The 18,590-nt window shown below is 68.5% G+C and carries 15 protein-coding genes and 1 pseudogene; 8 read left to right on the top strand and 8 right to left on the bottom strand.

Annotated features, from left to right (window positions below):
* Positions 1-90: 90 nt before the first annotated feature.
* Positions 91-906, top strand: a complete 816-nt coding sequence (locus tag ACY34K_RS29860; protein WP_462752640.1) for an MmyB family transcriptional regulator — start codon at positions 91-93, stop codon at positions 904-906.
* A 161-nt stretch (positions 907-1,067) separates the two neighbouring features.
* Here ACY34K_RS29860 and ACY34K_RS29855 read toward each other — a convergent pair whose 3' ends face one another.
* Positions 1,068-1,478: a cupin domain-containing protein gene (locus ACY34K_RS29855; protein ID WP_462752639.1), complete on the bottom strand. Its 411-nt coding sequence runs from the start codon at positions 1,476-1,478 to the stop codon at positions 1,068-1,070.
* A gap of 52 nt (positions 1,479-1,530) precedes the next feature.
* On the opposite strand from ACY34K_RS29855, the gene ACY34K_RS29850 reads away from it, so the two are divergent.
* Positions 1,531-2,523, top strand: coding sequence for a GlxA family transcriptional regulator (locus tag ACY34K_RS29850; protein ID WP_462752637.1), 993 nt, complete (start codon positions 1,531-1,533; stop codon positions 2,521-2,523).
* Between the two features lie 263 nt (positions 2,524-2,786).
* On the opposite strand, the pseudogene ACY34K_RS29845 reads toward ACY34K_RS29850, so the two are convergent.
* Positions 2,787-2,983, bottom strand: a pseudogene (locus ACY34K_RS29845) (IS5/IS1182 family transposase); the annotation flags it as partial.
* 186 nt (positions 2,984-3,169) lie between these two features.
* On the opposite strand from ACY34K_RS29845, the gene ACY34K_RS29840 reads away from it, so the two are divergent.
* Both ACY34K_RS29840 and ACY34K_RS29835 read left to right on the top strand, forming a co-directional pair.
* A complete protein-coding gene (locus ACY34K_RS29840; RefSeq protein ID WP_462752635.1) occupies positions 3,170-4,123 on the top strand; it encodes an IS481 family transposase in 954 nt (317 codons plus the stop codon).
* Between the two features lie 53 nt (positions 4,124-4,176).
* Complete coding sequence (locus ACY34K_RS29835) at positions 4,177-5,061, top strand: IS5 family transposase (RefSeq protein ID WP_462752633.1); 885 nt, start codon at positions 4,177-4,179, stop codon at positions 5,059-5,061.
* 106 nt (positions 5,062-5,167) lie between these two features.
* Here ACY34K_RS29835 and ACY34K_RS29830 read toward each other — a convergent pair whose 3' ends face one another.
* Positions 5,168-5,617 (bottom strand): hypothetical protein, encoded by a 450-nt coding sequence (locus ACY34K_RS29830; protein ID WP_462752632.1) that lies wholly within the window; start codon positions 5,615-5,617, stop codon positions 5,168-5,170.
* A 239-nt stretch (positions 5,618-5,856) separates the two neighbouring features.
* Here ACY34K_RS29830 and ACY34K_RS29825 point away from each other — a divergent pair, with 239 nt between their 5' ends.
* Positions 5,857-6,435, top strand: coding sequence for a DinB family protein (locus ACY34K_RS29825; RefSeq protein ID WP_462752630.1), 579 nt, complete (start codon positions 5,857-5,859; stop codon positions 6,433-6,435).
* A gap of 71 nt (positions 6,436-6,506) precedes the next feature.
* On the opposite strand, the gene ACY34K_RS29820 is transcribed toward ACY34K_RS29825, so the two are convergent.
* From ACY34K_RS29820 to coaD, 3 genes are all read right to left on the bottom strand, one after another.
* Entirely contained in the window at positions 6,507-6,650 is a 144-nt protein-coding gene (locus ACY34K_RS29820) for a hypothetical protein (protein WP_462752664.1), read from the bottom strand.
* A gap of 218 nt (positions 6,651-6,868) precedes the next feature.
* Complete coding sequence (locus ACY34K_RS29815) at positions 6,869-7,867, bottom strand: hypothetical protein (protein ID WP_462752628.1); 999 nt, start codon at positions 7,865-7,867, stop codon at positions 6,869-6,871.
* 1,155 nt (positions 7,868-9,022) lie between these two features.
* On the bottom strand, positions 9,023-9,466 hold the full coding sequence (gene coaD / locus ACY34K_RS29810) for a pantetheine-phosphate adenylyltransferase (RefSeq protein WP_462752626.1): 444 nt from the start codon (positions 9,464-9,466) through the stop codon (positions 9,023-9,025).
* A 484-nt stretch (positions 9,467-9,950) separates the two neighbouring features.
* Between coaD and ACY34K_RS29805 the strand changes: the two genes are divergently transcribed.
* Positions 9,951-11,102 carry a serine/threonine-protein kinase gene (locus ACY34K_RS29805; protein ID WP_462752624.1) on the top strand — a complete coding sequence of 384 codons (1,152 nt, stop codon included), beginning with the start codon at positions 9,951-9,953 and terminating at the stop codon, positions 11,100-11,102.
* 22 nt (positions 11,103-11,124) lie between these two features.
* Positions 11,125-11,322: a hypothetical protein gene (locus ACY34K_RS29800; protein WP_462752623.1), complete on the top strand. Its 198-nt coding sequence runs from the start codon at positions 11,125-11,127 to the stop codon at positions 11,320-11,322.
* A gap of 366 nt (positions 11,323-11,688) precedes the next feature.
* Here ACY34K_RS29800 and ACY34K_RS29795 read toward each other — a convergent pair whose 3' ends face one another.
* Both ACY34K_RS29795 and ACY34K_RS29790 read right to left on the bottom strand, forming a co-directional pair.
* Positions 11,689-12,894 (bottom strand): hypothetical protein, encoded by a 1,206-nt coding sequence (locus ACY34K_RS29795; protein WP_462752622.1) that lies wholly within the window; start codon positions 12,892-12,894, stop codon positions 11,689-11,691.
* Entirely contained in the window at positions 12,873-13,760 is an 888-nt protein-coding gene (locus ACY34K_RS29790) for a DUF4240 domain-containing protein (RefSeq protein ID WP_462752620.1), read from the bottom strand. The genes ACY34K_RS29795 and ACY34K_RS29790 overlap by 22 nt, the downstream gene beginning before the upstream one ends.
* A 73-nt stretch (positions 13,761-13,833) precedes the next feature.
* Here ACY34K_RS29790 and ACY34K_RS29785 point away from each other — a divergent pair, with 73 nt between their 5' ends.
* Positions 13,834-18,567, top strand: coding sequence for a DUF6531 domain-containing protein (locus tag ACY34K_RS29785; RefSeq protein WP_462752618.1), 4,734 nt, complete (start codon positions 13,834-13,836; stop codon positions 18,565-18,567).
* Positions 18,568-18,590: the final 23 nt, after the last annotated feature.

The following is an 18,590-nucleotide window of genomic DNA, read 5'->3' as shown; positions in this document are numbered from 1 at the left end:
TGCCGGTTACCATGCACGGCCTTGATCGAGTCGGTCGTGATCGAGACAGATCAGGGGCGGAACGCGAACGGCGACAGGTGAAGGGGCGCGATGGACCAGTTGCAGCATTTGCTTCGTGAGCGGCGGAGCGAGGTCACGCGCGAGGAAGCCGGACTGCCCCCGAGGAAGCCCGGCCGAAAAGGGCCTCGCATCACCGGCCTGTCCCAATCGGACATGGACCAGCTGATGCACCGGGCCATCGGAACGTTCCAGCGGTTCGAGGTCGGCAAGTTCACACCCACCCCCGACTACCTGCTTGAGGTCGCCAAGATCCTTCGCATGCGTGAGAGCGAGTACACACAGATGTACCTGTACTCGCTCGGCCACCAGCCCCTCCAGCCCCTGAACCCGCGGGCCGGCCTGACAGTGCCCGATTCCTGGGAAAGGGTTGTCAAGGGGCAGAAGGAGATGGCCTACGTGAACAACGTCCAATGGGACCTGTTGGTCTACAACGATGCGTTCGCGGCGCTGTTCCCCAGCGGGTCCCCGCCCGAGAACACCATGCGCTGGATGGTCCTCTCCGAGGAGGCCCGGGAGTACTCACTCCTCAAGTGGTCGACGCACTGGGCACCATTCGTTCTCCCTCAGCTGCGCGCCGCCTACATAGCGAACCCCGACAACAAGGTGATCGCCGAGCTGCACCGAGATGTGACCCGGGACAAACTGGCCGGTCCCCTTTACGAGCTGGGCACGGAAGCCTATATCCATCCGGACGGTGACGCGCGTCCCTTGCGGCACGCGCTGCTGGGTCCCGGAGTCACGATCATGACAGCCTCCGAGCCCCTCAGCAGCCGCGGAGCACGTCACATCGTCCTGTGCTTCGACCCCGATCAAGAGGCCGAGTCGCCATCCGGCGACCCGCCCTGACCGGCGGCCGATCGGGCGGGAAGAGGGACGAGGGTGAACAGACGGCACACAGCGCGGTGACGCCGCGGCGCACGCTGCCCGCGGCATCGTTGCTGACGCACAAAACCTTGCCGCCCCCGTCCTGGACGAGCTGACGGTCCCGGGCACCACACGCGGACCGCTCAGGCGTTGAGGGCGTGTCCGGACGTTGCGTCCACGTGGTCCGGGATCTCGTCGTGGCGATCGCCCACGGTCGACGTCCCCGTGGGCTCGAACATGAGGATCGCGGCGCCGGACGGTGCGAACGGCCTGTGCTCCGTGCCTCGGGGAACCGTGAAGAACGTCCCCCGGGGGAGCAGGACCGTGCGCTCGCCACCGGGCTCACGCAGCGAGATACGCAGTTCTCCGTCAAGCACCAGGAAGAACTCGTCGGTGTCGTCGTGGGTGTGCCAGATGTGCTCCCCTCCGACCTTGGCGACACGGACGTCATAGTCGTTGACGCGCGTGACGATGCGGGGGCTCCAGAGGGCATCGAAGGAGGCCAGAGCCGTGCGAAGGGAGATGGGCCGGTCGGCCCTGGGCTGGTTGGTCATGAGCTCATCCTGAGCCGCTTCACCCGGTCGACGGGAGTGCTAGAAATCGCATATGGCGAAAGAATCCTCGCACGGAGCCGGCGCGGCAGGCGCACACCGGGTGGTCGTGATCGTCGACGAGAATTCGAACCCCTTCGAGCTCGGCTGCGCGACCGAGGTCTTCGGTCTGCGCAGACCGGAGATCGGTCGTGATCTCTACGACTTCAGGCTCTGCTCCCCCGAGCCCGACACCCTGATGCGGGACGGATTCTTCACGCTCACGGGAGTCGCCGGTCTGGAGGCGGCCGAGACGGCGGACACCTTGATCGTCCCCAACCGCCCCGACGTCGAGGTGCCCCGTCGACCCGCGGTGCTCGATGCCGTCCGACGGGCACACGCGCGTGGCGCGCGTCTGGTCGGCTTCTGCAGCGGTGCCTTCACCCTGGCCGAGGCGGGAGTCCTCGACGGCCGCCGGGCGACCGCGCACTGGCAGTGGGCGGAATCCTTCCGGGCCCGCTTCCCCTCCGTCCGCCTCGAATCAGACGTGCTGTTCGTGGACGACGGCGACGTCCTCACCGCTGCGGGAAGCGCGGCCGCGCTTGATCTCGGGCTGCATGTGGTTCGCCGCGACCACGGCGCGGAGATCGCCAACTCCGTGAGCCGGCGACTGGTCTTCGCGGCGCACCGGGACGGTGGCCAACGGCAGTTCGTGGAGCGCCCGATCCCTGACCTGCCTGACGAGTCCCTGGCTCCCGTCCTGGCCTGGGCCCAGGAACGGCTGGACGCACCGCTCACGGTCTCCGACCTCGCGGCGCGCGCGGCAGTCAGTCCGGCGACGCTGCATCGCCGCTTCCGGGCACAGCTGGGAACGACGCCGTTGGCATGGCTCACGGGGGAACGTCTGGCCCTGGCATGCCGGTTGATCGAGCGAGGCGAGGCCCGATTGGAGATGGTCGCGCGACGCAGCGGGCTTGGCACCGCTGCCAATTTGCGCACGTTGATGCGCCGCGAGACGGGCATCACTCCTTCGGCATACAAGCGCCGGTTCGGGCCGGAGGCGAGTTGACGGGGAGCACGGTCTCGGGACGGGGTGCGAAGGTGCTCAGCTCCGGATGGCGTTCTGGCCACGCTCACGGCACCGGCCGAGCCAGAACACCACCGGCCTCGGGAACCTCGGTACAGCGGTCGACTTCTGCTCCCGTTCCGCCGGCCGCGTGTCCGCCGGGAAGTCCGCGCCGACATCCACCAGGCCGTCCTCACCCTCGGCTGCGACAGCGCCTCCGGGCGTACCGGCGCCGCAATCATCTGCGGGCGGCGGCGCCTCAAAACGACAACCCAGCGTTGAGTGCCCAGCCCGGAGCCGTGCTCGGTGCCTCGCCGGGCGACCAGCGGCTTCACGCCGAGCTTCCACACCAGGCGACGGTACTTGTCGTGGTCGTGCTCACGGTCAGCGAGAACGACGTCCGGTCGGCGCCGCGGCCGGCCGCGCTTGCCCGAACGGGCGGAACGGCTTCGAGGAGGCTGAGATGGTGCAGTCCGGAGGGCTGCCGTTCCTGGCACTCCGCGGTACGCCTCGGGCAGGCACTAGGTGTTCTGTCCCGGGAGGTTGTGGACGGGTGATGCAGGTCTCGGCTGGGGGATCTTGAACGGGTGAGGGCCTTCCGGGTTCGGTGTGGATTGCGACATCTGCACCGAACGATCAGAAGGCCCTCATGCCCCACCGTAATGCACCCCTGACCGAGACCGGACGACTGCGGCTGGCCCGCTGCGTGGTCGAGGACGGCTGGCCGCTTCGGCGGGCCGCAGAGCGCTTCCAGGTCTCGCCCACCACCGCCCAGCGATGGGCGAGCCGCTACCGGCTCCTGGGCGAGGCCGGGATGACGGACCTGTCCTCCCGCCCGCACCACAGCCCCCGCCGCACCCCGACCCGGACCGAACGCCGGATCATCAAGGTCCGTCTCCTGCGCCGGTGGGGACCGGCCCGCATCGCCCACCTGCTCGGCCTGGTCCCCTCCACCGTCCACCGCGTGCTGACCCGCTACCGGCTGGCCCGCCTCACCCACCTGGACCGGGCAACCGGCCGGAACATACGCCGCTACGAACGCGAGAAGCCCGGCGAGCTGGTGCACGTGGACATCAAGAAGCTCGGCAACATTCCCGACGGCGGCGGGCACAAGGTCCTCGGCCGCCGGGCCGGCCGCAAGAACCGCAAGAACGCCGGCTACAGCTACCTCCACACCGCCGTCGACGACCACTCCCGCCTCGCCTACAGCGAGATCCACGCCGACGAGAAGAAGGAAACCGCAACCGGCTTCTGGACGCGGGCCCAGACGTTCTTCGCCCAGGCCGGGATCACCGTCGAACGGGTCCTGACCGACAACGGCTCCTGCTACCGCTCACGCGACTGGCGCGACACCCTCGCGGCGGCCGGGATCGCCCACAAGCGAACCCGGCCCTACCGGCCCCAGACCAACGGCAAGGTCGAACGCCTCAACCGCACCCTGCTCGACGAATGGGCCTACGCTCGCCCCTACCGCTCAGAAGCCGAACGACGCGACGCCTTCCCCAGCTGGCTGCACACCTACAATCACCACCGCGGACACACCGCGCTCGCAGGCAAACCACCCGCCAGCCGCGTCCCCAACCTCACAGGGCAATACAACTAGGTCGTGTCCGATGGGTCGCGTGACGCTCCCGCTGGGCACTCGTTCCGTGGGACATGGGGCGGGGAGATCTTTCGGATGAAGAGTGGGCTCGACTGGAGCCGCACTTGCCGACGAATCGCGGGCGGGGTGGACGCTGGCAATCCCACCGCCGTGTGATCAACGGGATTCTGTTCCGGCAGCGGACCGGCCTCCCCTGGCGGGACCTTCCTCCCTGCTTCGGTAGCTGGAAGACGGTCCACGATCGTCATCGAAGGTGGTCGGCGGACGGCACGTGGGAGAGGATCCTGCGGGCCGTCCAGGCCGACGCCGATGCTGAGGGCCGGATCGACTGGAGCATGGTCAGCGTCGATTCCACGACCTGCCGCGCTCATCAGCACGCGGCCGGCGTCTCCACTCATGCCCCGAAGATTCCGGGTCGGCGCAGAAGCCCGGCGCGTCACCGTCCCGATGAGGCCTTGGGACGCTCGCGAGGCGGGCTCACGAGCAAGATCCACCTTGCTGGAGAGGGCGGGTGTCGCCCGCTCGGGTTTGTCATCACGCCCGGTCAGTGGGGGGACGCACCGCAGATGATTCCCGTCCTGGAAGAGATCCGTGTGCCCCGACAGGCTGGTGGACGATCGCGCACTCGGCCCGACCATGTCGGGGGAGACAAGGCGTATTCATCACGCCGTAATCGGCGTCACCTGCGCAGGCGCCAGATCAAGCATACGATCCCCGAGCCGAGAGACCAGCGGGCTAACCGCTGGCGCCGCGGCAGCCAAGGAGGCCGGCCCGCAGGCTTCGACAAGACGATCTACCGCCGCCGCAACGAGGTCGAGCGGACCATCAACCGGCTCAAGAACTTCCGCGCCGTCGCCACGCGCTTCGACAAACGGGCGTACGTCTTCCATGGGACGGTCACCGTGGCCGCGATCCGCCTATGGCTCCGTCCGCAGTGAAACGCCCCGTTGCGAGGTCCTTGGCACCTGCGTAGTGGTGGCGCAGTTCGCTGAGTACGCGCTCGTCGACAGTCCTGACGTCCCAAGATGAGCTGTCGAACTCGGTCTACCAGGGTGAGCGGGGGTCGCGGCGTGCTTCTGGGGTCTGCTCGGGCAGAGCCGTGTTTTGGTCGGTGCGCAGCAGCATGCCCGGGTCGGGTTCGAAGTCCTCATCGGGCGGTGCCGGCCGGTGGAAACGCTCGGTGCGCGGAATGGTGACTTCCACCAGCCGGCCCTCGTGGAACATCCATAGCCCGAAGCAGTCGTCGTCCTGGTCGCGAAGCAGAACCTGCACCGTGTGCGGATGCGGCCACGGCAGCGACTCCAGGTGCCTGAGCAGGCCCTGGCGGCCACGCATTTTCTCGAACTCCAGGGCCCATCCGAACTCGTAGCCCCACTGCCCCGCTATCGGGACGAAGCGACCTCGCCACGTGCGTTCCGGGTCGTCCTGGGTCAGCGGTTCCATCACCTCGTCCGACCAGCGGGCGAGCACGATGACCTCGGCATCTCTACTCATGCCGGAGTATGACCGCATCCGCCTGATCCACCGCAACCAAATTCCTCAACCGGCCGACGCAGGCAAGGATGGGCGGATTGGCGACGAGCTCTCAGTGCCAGCGAGCCCGACGACGGAGCCTCCGGAGAAGCTCATCTGCGCCTATGCCACGGCCCTGATCAGCTCACACGACCCATCGGACAGCCCCTAATGCCGGCCGAAGGTCGAGCCCGTCGACGGCGCATGGCAGGCTCATGCCCATGATCGATGATTTCGCGAAAGGCAACCTGCACGGGAGACTGCGGCGGGACCGCAAGGCGCTGCTCTGGAAACTCGACGGCGTGTCCGAATACGACGCCCGCCGGCCCTTGACAGTGACCGGGACCAACCTCCTCGGCCTGGTCAAACACGTGGCCACCGTCGAGGCCAGGTACTTCGGCGAGGTCTTCGACCGCCCTTCCCCCGAACCGCTGCCCCGGTGGCAGGACTACAACGGCAGCGATCTGTGGGCGACCGAGGACGAGACCCGCGATCAGATCATCGAGTTCTACCGGCGCACGTGGGAACACTCGGACGCGACGATCAACGAGCTTCCCCTCGACGCCCCCGGTCACGTGCCGTGGTGGCCGGAGCCTCATCCCAACACGAACCTGTTCGCCGTCATGGTCCATGTCCTCGGCGAGTCCAACCGGCATGCGGGGCACGCCGATATCCTGCGCGAGGGCCTCGACGGCCGGACCGGGTTGCGCCCCGAACACGAAAAGCGGATCGACGAGGAAGCCCGTGCAGCCTACTGCTCGAAGATCGAGCAGGCGGCCAGGTCGGCGGTCAGGGCTTAGTCAGACGTACCAGGCAGCCTGACGTCAGCTCCCCTACCGGCGCTTGCGCTTTCCCAGCACCCCAGGCAAGTTCAGTTGCGGTGCTCGAGCGAGGAGAGCCGGGTGATGTCCTCCTCGCGGAGCTCGTGGCCCCCGGTCTGGAGCTGGGCGACGGCGGCGTCCAGGTTCAGCAGCGCATCCAGGATGTGCAGTGAGTCGCGCGGGGTGCCCGGCACCACCCGAGTGGTTCTCGGGGTTCGCCGAGGGCTGGCGCACACCGTGCGGCCGCCGTAAGCCGATGCGCCGGCGCACGGTGTGGAAGCTGACCCGCCTGGGGCGTCCCCCGATCGTCCGAGCCTCGACGGCCCCGGCTTGACCAAGTGGGTGAGTCGGCGCGTGGGCCCGGCTCCATGAGATCCTTCCGGCCGAGCTGCGCAGCGCGAACGTCCTGGGCTCACGCCAGGGCGTGCTGCGCTCCCCAGACCTGGGCACCCTGAGTGACGTCGAGGCCTCGGTCGCGCTGCTTGCGCTCGCCGGATTCCGCATCGATGGCGGCGAGTGTTCCGGACCGGGCGTCGAGGACGAGCAGGGTGTCCTGGGTCCAGGTGGCGGTGCCGTCGGCGTCGAGATCATGGGCCTGCGTGGCCTCGTCGTTGTCGATGCTCTTGCAGGTGCCTTCCTGGAGGTCCAGGAGGGCCAGGTGCGTGCCGGTGCCGTTGTGGGGGGTCAGTGCGGTGGCGTACCAGCGGCCGGCCGGGTCGAGTACGCCCCGGCCGACGAGGGTTCCCGTGTTGCAAGCTGGTGCCGGTCGTGTGGTCCTGGCCTGGGCGTCGTAGACCTGGATGCAGGTGTTGCCTGTGCAGTCGTCCCGCTTCCACAGCACCCGGCCGCCGGCAGCGGCGAGGACCGCTCCGCTCTGGTCGAGTACCTGACTGATGGCCGTGGCCTCCTTGTTGAGGAGGACGATGCCGGTCCGCACGGTCTTGGCGTTGCCGCCGGCGGGGATGTCCTTCGTTGTCTGCTGGGCGAGGATTCCATTCGGTGTCTGCGCGAAGGGCTGGACCGCGCACGGCAGTTGCACGGTGCGGTGGGACGGACCGCCGGATTCGGCGTACTGAGTGATGGTGTAGCGGGCACGGACGGACCCGGGAACGGACTGCCCGGCGCATGCCGTGTCAGTGGGTTCTTCCGTGACGGCCCAGATCTGCTCCGGTTCGGTCGCCGGGAACCACGCCGTGGCAGGGGCGATCAGGACCGCTTTTCCGGGAGCCTTCGGGTCGACAGCCACCACGGAGCCGTCCCGAATGCCCAGAATCCGCCCGGATGAAAGCTGGCGGGTGCCGGCGAGTTCGTAGACGTCGAGGTTCTGGGTGCCGGCCGGGCGGCCGGCCACGACCTTTGCGTCGGCGTTGAGGTCGTCCAGGACCGCGATGCTGCCGCCGAGGTTGAGCACGATGCCTTGCGCCGACGGACCCCCGCCGCTGGGCTGCGAACAGCCGGCGGCACCAAGGAGACATAACGCGGCCACGAGGGCCGGCAGGCCGTCTCGCGGGCGCACCCGGTCAACGCGGCGGAGCAGTATGGGCATGTGGGATCTCCCTCAGGCGATCGGAGCCGTATGCGTGGGGCCGCCACATCGGCCGCCCCCGATCTCGGTCAGGGCGCTGAAGCGCGGTGGAGCGGGAAGGACGGACGGAGGAACGAGTAGGCCTCGAATCTCCGCCCGCCCTCGGATGTGGCCACCCTCGCGGCGGAACCCATCACCCATGCCGGATGAACGGCTCAGGCGGCCCAGGAGACTGGAATCGCGTGACAAGCAAGGAACGACGCAGCAACCCGGTATCCGGGCGCCCGCAGCAGGCAGCCGAGAGGGCAGACCTCCGCGCGGCCGCAGCATGCCAAGAGGCGGCGGGAGAAATCGGCCAGAAATCCGAGTGCCGAGCTGAAGCCTGGGTGGCGGCGCGCCCTGGGGATTCACGGAGCCCCCTCCCTGCCCCCTGATCAGCTACTTCGGCCAGAAGACCAGGTCAGCGACGCCCGCTGCGAGCATGTGCCAGTCGCTTTGCTCACTGATACGTGTACGGCGTCATCGTCGCCCATGCGTCGAGGCGGAGTGAACAGAAAAGCCATTCGGAGGTGTCCGGCCGCACGGGGCCTTGTACCTTCCATTCTTCTCCTCCCGGTACGTGAGCCATGAGATAGACGCCCGCGGCCTGCATCGCTGCTTCCCGGTCCATGCGCATAAGACTGACACATCCGAGCCGGAAGTCAGTAGGACTACCCGAAGAAGGGCCATATTCCGAATGCTCGCCAGCGCCATAAGCTCAGACGAATCTCAAACGAAGCCCCCTGGCAGGAAATTGACGGCCGGCTCCACGAGGAGAACCTGCGCCGGCTCGACGACGCCGGCCTCCTCGATCTCTCACGTGCCGTCCTCGACTCCGCCCACGTCCGCGCCAAAAGGGGGACGAACTCACAGGTTCGAGCCCCGTGGACACCGGGCGGACTCGGTTCGGGAATGCACGTCCCGCCGGACGCGAACGGGCTGCCACTCCTTGTCGGCGTCACCACGGCCAACACTCACGACTGCCTCGTCGTGCTCAAATAATCATTCGGCGACACGGTCCTGTTGACTTATCGCTGTGAGGAGGGTGGAGGAGACGTGGGCCAGGGTGGGGTCCGCAGCGATGAAGAACGTTTCGACGCCGGCCAGTTCACGGTGCATGCGGGCCATCGGCCATTCGTAGTCCAGGTCGGGTACGCCGCGGACTCCGCGGATGACGACGTCGATTCCGACGCGGCGGCAGTAGTCGACCAGCAGGCCGCCCGTGTGGGAGTCGACCGTGACGTTGCTCAAGTCAGTTGCTGCCGCGCGGAGCCGGTCCAGCCGCCCCGCGATGGGGAAGCGGCCGGTCTTGTTCTGATTGAACATCACGCACACGATGACCTCGTCGAACAGCAGGGCCGCGCGCCGGAGTACGTCCTGGTGCCCTTGAGTGACCGGGTCGAAGGATCCTGGGAAGAGGGCTCGCGTGATCGGAAAGAGTAACAAGCAGTCGCCCCCAGCCCCGGCCGCCCCGGCAGTGAAGTGGCGGGGCAGCCAAACCCCACGTGGGACACACTCCAAGACCTGGGACAAGGCCTACGGCCCCGGCTCATGAGAGCGATCACTGCCGATGGATCACCGTCGTGATCAGCCACTCCTGGATGCCGACGGGAAGACCATCTGGTCGCCCCCGTGGATCCGGGGCAGCGGGCACCTGCTGGTCAACGAACGTGTACTGCCCGACCGGGCGCCCGGGCAGGCGCCGGCGTCCCTGGCGTGCGGGCCCGGTCTCGGTGAGCAGGCGCCAAACGGTTGTGCGGGCATACGGGGTGTCCGCCGGAGCCGGTGCGACCCAGCGTGGAACCGGACCAGCGGCAGTGCTGCGCTCACGGGCAGCTCTTTCTGGCGGCACCGCGTTATGGGATTCTGGTCCCTGGTATGGGAGTTGGGCGGGGGGCAGATGTCGCGCGAGGGGTATGCAGGGCGTCGGGTGGCGGGCCGTTACCGGCTCATCGGCAGGCTCGGCTCAGGCGGTTTCGGGCAGGTGTGGAAGGCCCTGGACGAGAACCTACGCGTGCATGTGGCTGTCAAGGAGGTCTCGCTGGCGCAGATCGGCTCCGACTCGGAGCGAGCCGAGAGGGTGTTGCGCGCGGAGCGAGAGGCTCGGCACGCCGCCCAGTTGCGCACTCACCCGAACGTGGTGGCTGTCCACGACGTGGTGGTCGAAGACGGCGTCCCTTGGATCGTCATGGAGCTGGTGGCCGGGCGCTCCCTGGAAGAGGCGCTGCGCGCCGACAATTCAGCCGACGCCGCCGGTATGTCGCTGACGCAGGTGACGAGAATCGCCGAGGCGGTGCTTGAGGCGTTGCGGGCAGCGCACGCCGTCGGGATCGTGCACAGGGACGTCAAACCGGCCAATGTGCTGCTGGCCGAGGACGGGCGCGTCCTGCTCGCCGATTTCGGCATAGCGGTGCACGACGCCGACACCGCGCTCACGCGGACCGGCATGGTGATCGGCTCAGTGGAGTACATCGCGCCGGAGCGGGCCGAGGGGGACGACGGAGGCTCGCAAAGTGACCTGTTCTCCCTCGGCGCGACCCTTTACCGGGCGGTGGAAGGCGTCTCCCCCTTCAGGCGGTCCAGTGCCACTGCGTCACTGCGCGCCGTTCTGGTCCACGATCCTGATCCGCTCCAGCACACCGGATCGCTGGCCCGGCTCATTATGCGGCTGCTGGACAAGGACCCGGCCAAGAGGCCGACAGCCGAGGCGGCCTTGCAGATGCTGCGTTCCGGAGAAGCGACAACCGCGAAAACGAAACCCGTGCCGCAGCGTGGGCCCGTCCCGGAAGGGAAACCCGTGGCCGGTTTGGTCGTCGGGCTCGTGTTCGTCCTGATGGGCATCGCCTTGAGTATCGCCGTGCGTTTCCAGAATGACGCGGACCGAGCGGACCCAACCCTGTCCTGGACAGCGCTCCTTGCCATGGTGGTGTTCGTTTGGGGCTCTATACAACTCGGGTCCGGCGGCCTGAGCGGGTGGCTTCCCAAGCGCGTCGCCCTCGGTTTGGGAGCACTCGGCGGGATGGCCTTCAGCGGGCTCGCCATCGTGAACGTCACCAGTTGGGCGACGGTGACCGGCTTCTGACAATGCCTTGCGGAGCCCGGCCATGGCTCCGGTCTGCTGGCAGAACCGCCGCGCCTGCATGCGGCCGTTCTCGGTGACCCGTCGCACCCGCCCGGCACCGTCCACGCCGGGCGACCTCGGCACCAGCGGCCGGCAGGGCAGTGCCTGCCCCGACATGCCGTACCAGGGCACTGAGCGAAACGTCTTCCAGGCCCACGTCCGAGACCGCATGGGTGAGTAGCCCCCACCATCTGGTTGTCTCGTCCGGCCAGCGGCGCCGGAAGGCCCGCCGCGTCGTAGGACGTCGAGTGGGCCCCCCACGGTCGTGCCGCCCCCAGGACGCGGTCAGGGCTCGGGGCGTCCGGGCGTGCCGTACCTGCAGCCCTCTCGCCGATCGCCGGACGGTCCGCGGGTGTGGCGGGCCGGACACGAAGATCTCCCCTGGCGGTCACGCCACCTCCACCGGTCGCCCGCCTCGGCGGAGGCCGATTCCGTTCAGGGCTCCACCGGTCGCAACGAGGGCACCAGCCTCGTTGCCCGGCGCGCCGACCGGTGCGCCTGCCGGGCTGTCAGGCGGCGCGGCCTGGCCGGCAGGTTGGACGGCATCTCAGTCCTGCCAGTAGAACAGCAGGGTGTCGACGGTGAGGGGGATACGGCTGCCGAAGTAGTACACGTACAGGTCGGTGACCCGTATGGCCTCGGTCTCCTCGTCGATCCAGCGGAAGCCCGCGGCCTCGAGCGCCGGGCGGGCCACGGCGCCGCCCTCGTGCGCGAACGCGAACCGGCCCAGCGTACTGATCCAGACCTCGTTGTCGCCGAACTCGATGACGTCGTACGTCCCGTCGCCCTGCTGGTGGTGGAGCCCGCACGAGACGGGCGGTCGCGGGGCCAGGTCCGCGGCGGTGAGGGCCTCCATGGCGCGGCGCAGCCAGCCCTCCACGTCGTGCGGAGCCGGCCGTTCCGCGCACAGGGCCTCGACGCGCCAGCGGGGGTCGGTGAGCCGCTGGCTCCAGGGCACGTACTCGTGGAGGATCGGCGTGCGCAGTTCCTCGTCGAGCCCGGGGACCTCCACTCGGGGGCTGCCGAGTGCTTCGTAGAGCCTGCGTGTCTCGTCGAGGTCGTCGGTGAGTTGGTGCAGCGCCTGGACGGCCCAGAGCTTTGCCTCGGTGGTGGGAGCCTCGGCGACGTACGAGCGGAGCCGGTCGGCGTCGTGCGCGAGCAGGTGGGCGCGGTGGGCCACCATCCTGTCCGGATCGGCGAGCGCGTACGTCACGTCCTCACCGGCGCGGTACCGCATGCGCAGGCGGAAGAGGCGGTCCTCGGGGCGCTCGTCCCCCAGCCGCGCCAGAACCTCCTCGACGCCGTACCGCTCGACCAGCGCGTCCAGGGCAGCCTCCCCGGCGTCCTGGCTGTGCCGCCAGGGGTCGGCGGCGAGGGTGGCCAGTTCCTCGGCCGCCGTGAGGTCGCCGATGAGGCCGCGTGTCCTGAGGAACGCCTGGGGCATGCCGTACGACTTCTCGTGGCGACGGTCGTCGTGGCGGAGCCAGGGGAGCAGCTCAGGTCGGTCACCGACGAGATCCAGCAGCACCTCGCGCACCTCGGCGACGTCGGCGGTGTCGCGGACCCGGTCGAGCAGGGCGCCGACCCAGGCCTCCGGTACGCGTCCGGCGAGCGCCTGCGCGCAGGGCCTGCGCCGCCACCAGGGGTGGGACGGGTCGGCCACATAGCGGGCGAGGTGCTCGGCGTCGTACGTGCGCAGGGCGTCGGTGTCGGCCTGTCCGGCCGACGGGATCAGCGTGTCCATGTCGGGCATTCGGGGATGGTACTTGGCGGCCCGGGGAGGCGGCTCTCGAATTTGACGGTCGGGCGCAGCCGTTCCCGGGTGACGGCGAGTCGCTTCAACTGAGGGATGGGCCGAAGCTCCGCTCGACGACGTCGCGGAGCGTGCCGGGGCCTGCACTCTGCCGGCCGCGTGCGACCGAGCGACTGTGCGCGTCCCTCGCGGCGAACCTCCGACGACTCCGGGGACCGGGTGCCCCTGATCGAACGCCGGAGGCTGCCAATGAGGGTCACGATGCGTGCAGTTGCCGAGTCAGCGCTATGACCTCGTTTCAAATGGTGAGGCAGGGGCGACCTCGGCGCCAATGCGTCGGTCGACACGGCACTGTGGGAGTACGACTCGTAGCTGTATCGGGTGCTGCGGTCCCATTCGTCGCCGGTCAGTTGCTTGTATGCGTTGTCGGGTACGTAGAGCAGCGCTTCGGCCCAGACGCGGTCGTTGGCGTACGGCGTGAACCGCTGTGGGTCCCGAAGTCCGCTCTCGTACTCCCGCCGGCCGGCTGCGACGACCGCAGCCCGGGTGCAGAGGAACTGATCACTCGACAGGACATCGCCGTATTCCTTGCGGTCCAACCTGTACAGGGCCCAGGAGAACTGCCCGGCGAAGCCGACCACGTCGGATACAGAGCCGTTCGTCAGGCGGGCTGGGCTCGCAACCGCGCGAGTCGCGGTTCCCGCGACGGCCGGCCGCCGCGCTTCGGCCGGGCGACTACGGCAGTCTTCTGAGGACCGCTGACAGGCGGGAAGCTGGACGACAGGGCCCTCAAGCCGGGCTCCGCCGCGCGGCCCGCGTCCTGAAGAGGGCCTCAAGGGGACCTGTTTGCCGTCCCGATCCGCCATGAGGCGTCAAGCAGTCAAAGTCCCTCGTGGTATGACTATTTGATTTCGCGAATGGTCTGACGGGGAGTGGGACTTGGCTGTCACGGTGCCGGACTGGGCTGACACGCTGCTGGACCTGGTGGGGGTGAACTGGCCCAACGTTGACGAGGACGCCTATCGGGAGATGGCGGACGCGCTCAGGGAGTTCGCGGACGATCTCGCCGACGACGGTCAGCTCGCCAACAACCACATGGAGCGTCTGCTGTCGTCGGGTCACGGCGAGGCGATGGAGGCGCTGAACGAGCACTGGGGCAAGGTAAAGGGCAAACACCTCAAGGACATGATCTCCGCCGCCCGGACGATCGCGGGCGCACTCGACATGGCCGCGGGCGCGATCGAGACCATGAAGTGGAAGGCGGTCGCGGAACTCGGGATCCTGGCCGGCCAGACCGGTCTCGCCATGGCGCTGATCCCGGTGACCGGTGGTCTGTCCGCGCTGCTGGGTGCCGGCGCGATCGCGTTCACGAAGAAGCAGTTGCTGAAGCTCATCACGGGCGCGATGGAGGAGGCGGTCGGTCACATCGTCTCGGTGATGACCGAGCCGGCGGTGGCGGCGCTGGAGAACATGGCGGCGGACCTGGTGGTCCAGGTCAGCATGGACGCCTTGGGCGTCCAGAACGGTGTGAACCTCGATCAGACCAAGCAGGCCGGCAAGGACGGTTTCAACGAGGGTGTGCAGGGCGCCAAGGAGGGCATGAACCTCGCATCCGCGGGCGGAGGCGGCAGCGGCGGTGGCCCCAAGGGCAAGGGCTTCCACATCGAGCACGACGAGCACGACAACGCCGGCACGAAGCTGAACGGCGTGAGCGTCGGCATCCACGGCAAGACCACCGGCAAGCTGACCAAGGCCAAGACGGCCCAGGGCCGCAACAAGGGCCGCGACGACATCGCCGATGCCCTGGACCCGGTCATCGAGAAAGCCATGGGCGCCCTGGTGAAGTCCGCCAAGAACATGGGCGACCACATAGGCAAGACCTTGCCCAAGGCCGTCAAGCAGATATCCGTCGACCACAAGAACAACGATCTCGACACCCGCGACCGTCTCGCCCGCCTCAACAAGGGCGACCATGACAGCAGCAGCGGGGGTGGCAGCAGCGCCGGCCGGAACCGCGGCAACGGCGCGCGCCGGACGCCCGACTCGACACGGGACGCCCTCGGCGATCCTCGCGGCAAGGGCATCAGCCTCAGCAAACGCCGCTGCAAGACCGACCCCGTGGACATCGCCAGCGGCGAAATGCTGCTTCAGCAGACCGATCTGACGCTGCCCGGCACCCTTCCCCTCGTCCTGCGCCGCACTCATGTGTCGGGGTACCACTACGGACGTTGCTTCGGAGCAGGTTGGGCGTCCACGCTCGACGAGCGACTGGAGATCTCGGTCGACGCAGCGGGCACGACGGCCTGGGCCCGGGAGGACGGCTCCCTCCTCCTCTACCCCCGGCTCCCTGACGGCGGCGAGAGACTGTTGCCGATCACGTCGAACCGGACGGCCGGCCTGAGCCTGCGTTCCCGGGACGGCCTCGGGCAGGTCACCTACGCAGTGGACGAGCCGCACACCGGCCAGACACGACTGTTTACGGGGAACCCCTACCACGGCGACCAGTTCTACTGGCTGAGCCGCATCGAGGACCGCAACGGCAACACCATCGGCATCCAGCGGGACGCCGGCGGAGTACCCGTCAGCGTCGTGCACAGCGGTGGCTACCATGTCGGTGTCACCTGCAATGAGCACGGGCTCGTGACCGGACTCGCCCTTCGGACCGGCGAAGGTTCGCAGGCGCTGAGCGAGTTCGTCTACGACTCCGAGGACCGGCTCACCGCCGTCTCCGACGCCCGGGGCAGCGACGGTGAAGACGTCGCGCTGCGTTTCACCTATGACGACGCCGGCCGGGTCACGTCGTGGACCGATCGACTGGGCTCGACGTACCGCTACGTCTACGATCAGCACGGCCGGGTCGTGGAGACCGTGGGCCCCGACGGATTCCTCTCCTCCCGCTTCTCCTACGACGCCGCCGAGCGGGTGACCCGTTTCACCGATGCCACAGGAGCGGTCACTACCTCCCGCTTCAACGAAATCGGTCAGGTCGTCACGGAGACCGACCCGCTCGGGCACACCGTGTACCGGCAGTGGGACGCATACGACAACCTCCTCTCGCGGACCGATCAACTTGGTCGCACCGCGACGTTCACCTGGGACGAGCGCGACAACCTGACGTCTGTCACCCGCCCCGACGGGACCCGGACCCTGACGTCGTACAACGAACTGGACCTGCCCGTCACCGTCACCGGCCCTGACGGCAGCGTCTGGCGGCAGGAGTACGACGTGCGGGGCAACCGCACCGCCGTCATCGCCCCCGACGGCACCACCGTCCGCTCCACCTACGGCGACCGCGGCGCTCTCACCTCGCGCACGGATCCGTCGGGCGCCACGCACTGCATGACCCACAACGCGGCAGGCCTCACCCTCAGCTACTCCGATCCGCTGGGCAACACCTACCGTCTCACGCGCGATGCCTTCGGCCGTCCAGTCCGGGGCACCGACCCGCTGGGCGCGGAACACACGACGGAGTGGAGTACCGAAGGCTGGGCCACCCGCGCCACGCACCCGGACGGCGGCACGGAGACATGGACGTGGGACGCCGAGGGCAACCGCACCTCCCATACGGACCCCACAGGTGCGGTCACGCGGTTCGAGTACACCCATTTCGGAAAGCTGGCCGCCCGGACGGGAGCGGACGGCGCTCGGTACGCGTTCCGATACGACAAGGAACTCAGGCTCATTGAGGTGACCGGCCCGGAGGAGCTGACCTGGGCTTACACCTACAACACAGCCGGCCAGCTGGTCGCCGAGACCGACTTCGACGGCCGCACCCTGACGTACGAACTCGACGCCGCCGGGCGCACGACGGCCCGTACGACTCCGCTCGGGGAGCGCATCACCACCGCCTACGACCTCATGGACAGGGTGGTGGAGAAGAACAGCGGCGGTGAGATCACCCGTTACGGCTATGACCCGACGGGTCGGCTGGTCTCGCTCACCTCCCCGACGTCGACCGTCGTCCTCGAACGGGACACGGGGGGACTGCTGCTGGCCAAGACGGTCAACGGCCGCACCACTCGATACGAGTACGACCCGGCCGGAGCCCTGACAGCCCGGACCACGCCGAGCGGAGCGCGGTCCCGCTACACGCACGACGCGGCGGGACGCCGGGCCCAGCTCAGCTCGGACGGGTACGAGATGCTCATGACCCGCGACGAGCGGGGCCGCGAGGTGGCCCGGGTCCTCGGCGAAGGCCAGCCCATCACGCTCGCCTCGGCCTGGGACCGCATGGGCCGGCTCTCCTCCCGCACCGTGACCGCGGGGGAGCGGATCGTCCGTTCCCGCGGCTACGGCTACCGTGCGGACGGTCACCTCGAGCGGATCACCGACCGGATCGCCGATACCGACCTCACGTTTCACCTCGACCCGGTAGGACGGCCACTACGGGTCACCGCAGAGGCGTGGAACGAGACGTACGCGTACGATGCCGCGGGCAACCAGGCCCACGCCGACTGGCCGGACCGCGCGCTCAGGGACGACGCCCGAGGCGAGCGCACCTACGACGGAACCCGCGTCCTCCGTGCCGGCCGGATCCGCTACGAATACGACACGGCGGGCCGCATGGTGCTGAGGCAGAAGACTCGCCTCTCCCGCAAGCCGGACACCTGGCACTACACCTGGGACACGGAGAACCGGCTCACCGCCTGCCGGACTCCCGACGGCGTCACATGGCGCTACGAGTACGACCCGCTCGGCCGCCGCACGGCCAAACACCGCATCGCCCCCGACGGGCGGAGCGTCGACCAGTCGGTGTTCTTCACCTGGGACGGCACCCGGCTGGCAGAACAGACGGACACTGCCACCGCCACCACTCTCACGTGGGAATACGACGCCCACGACCACCGCCCGCTGAGCCAGCTCGAACGACGTCCACAGACCACCGGACAGGACGCCTACGACACGCGGTTCTTCGCCATCGTCACCGACCTGGTCGGCGCCCCCACCGAACTGGTCGCCGAGGACGGCGACGTGGCATGGCAGTCACGCAGGACGGCCTGGGGCAGCACCCGGTGGAACCGCACGGCGACTGCCTACACCCCACTGCGCCTCCCCGGCCAGTACGAGGACACCGAAACGGGCCTGCACTACAACTACCTGCGCCACTACGACCCGGAGACGGCCCGGTACGCCAGCCCCGACCCGCTGGGCCTGGCCCCTGCGGCCAACCCGGTCGCCTACGTGACCAACCCCTGGACCCTCACCGATCCTCTCGGGCTCATCGCCAAGGGGTGCACCGAGGACGGCGGCTGGTACGGCGGCATGACCCCGGCCAACCTCAAGGACGAGAACGACAAGCCGAAGTATCCGGTCAAGATGGAGATCAACCACATCCCGGCCAAAGCCTCTTACGCTCACCTCGACGAGGAGGGCTTCATCAACGACGCCGGGATGGGCCCGGCGATCCGCATGGAGAAGGCCGACCATCGGGACATGTCCTCGACCGGTTCGTGGGCGCACTCCGTCCAGTGGCGTGCCGACCAGCGCGCCCTTATCGACGCCGGACGCTGGGACCAGGCCATGAAGATGGACATCGACGAAGTCCGCGCCAAGTACGGCGACAAGTACGACAAGCACATCGCGGATATGGTTGACAGCCTCAAAAACAACCGAAAATTCCAAGCGATGCTGGAGCGCCGGGGCTGGACGATCGACTACGACATACTGAAGTGACCGCAACCGACCAGAAAGGGCCC

It is taken from the genome of Streptomyces sp. STAM6 (assembly GCF_054963715.1).
The sequence above is the reverse complement of the archived record's forward strand: the minus strand, read 5'-3'. Positions and strand labels throughout refer to the sequence as shown.

Excerpts from the sequence above, each read along its gene's own strand:
- ACY34K_RS29860 (WP_462752640.1), top strand. The coding sequence starts at position 91 with ATGGACCAGTTGCAGCATTTGCTTCGTGAGCGGCGGAGCGAGGTCACG.
- ACY34K_RS29855 (WP_462752639.1), bottom strand. The coding sequence starts at position 1,478 with ATGACCAACCAGCCCAGGGCCGACCGGCCCATCTCCCTTCGCACGGCT.
- ACY34K_RS29850 (WP_462752637.1), top strand. The coding sequence starts at position 1,531 with ATGGCGAAAGAATCCTCGCACGGAGCCGGCGCGGCAGGCGCACACCGG.
- ACY34K_RS29840 (WP_462752635.1), top strand. The coding sequence starts at position 3,170 with ATGCCCCACCGTAATGCACCCCTGACCGAGACCGGACGACTGCGGCTG.
- ACY34K_RS29835 (WP_462752633.1), top strand. The coding sequence starts at position 4,177 with ATGGGGCGGGGAGATCTTTCGGATGAAGAGTGGGCTCGACTGGAGCCG.
- ACY34K_RS29830 (WP_462752632.1), bottom strand. The coding sequence starts at position 5,617 with ATGAGTAGAGATGCCGAGGTCATCGTGCTCGCCCGCTGGTCGGACGAG.
- ACY34K_RS29825 (WP_462752630.1), top strand. The coding sequence starts at position 5,857 with ATGATCGATGATTTCGCGAAAGGCAACCTGCACGGGAGACTGCGGCGG.
- ACY34K_RS29800 (WP_462752623.1), top strand. The coding sequence starts at position 11,125 with ATGGCTCCGGTCTGCTGGCAGAACCGCCGCGCCTGCATGCGGCCGTTC.
- ACY34K_RS29795 (WP_462752622.1), bottom strand. The coding sequence starts at position 12,894 with ATGCCCGACATGGACACGCTGATCCCGTCGGCCGGACAGGCCGACACC.
- ACY34K_RS29790 (WP_462752620.1), bottom strand. The coding sequence starts at position 13,760 with ATGGCGGATCGGGACGGCAAACAGGTCCCCTTGAGGCCCTCTTCAGGA.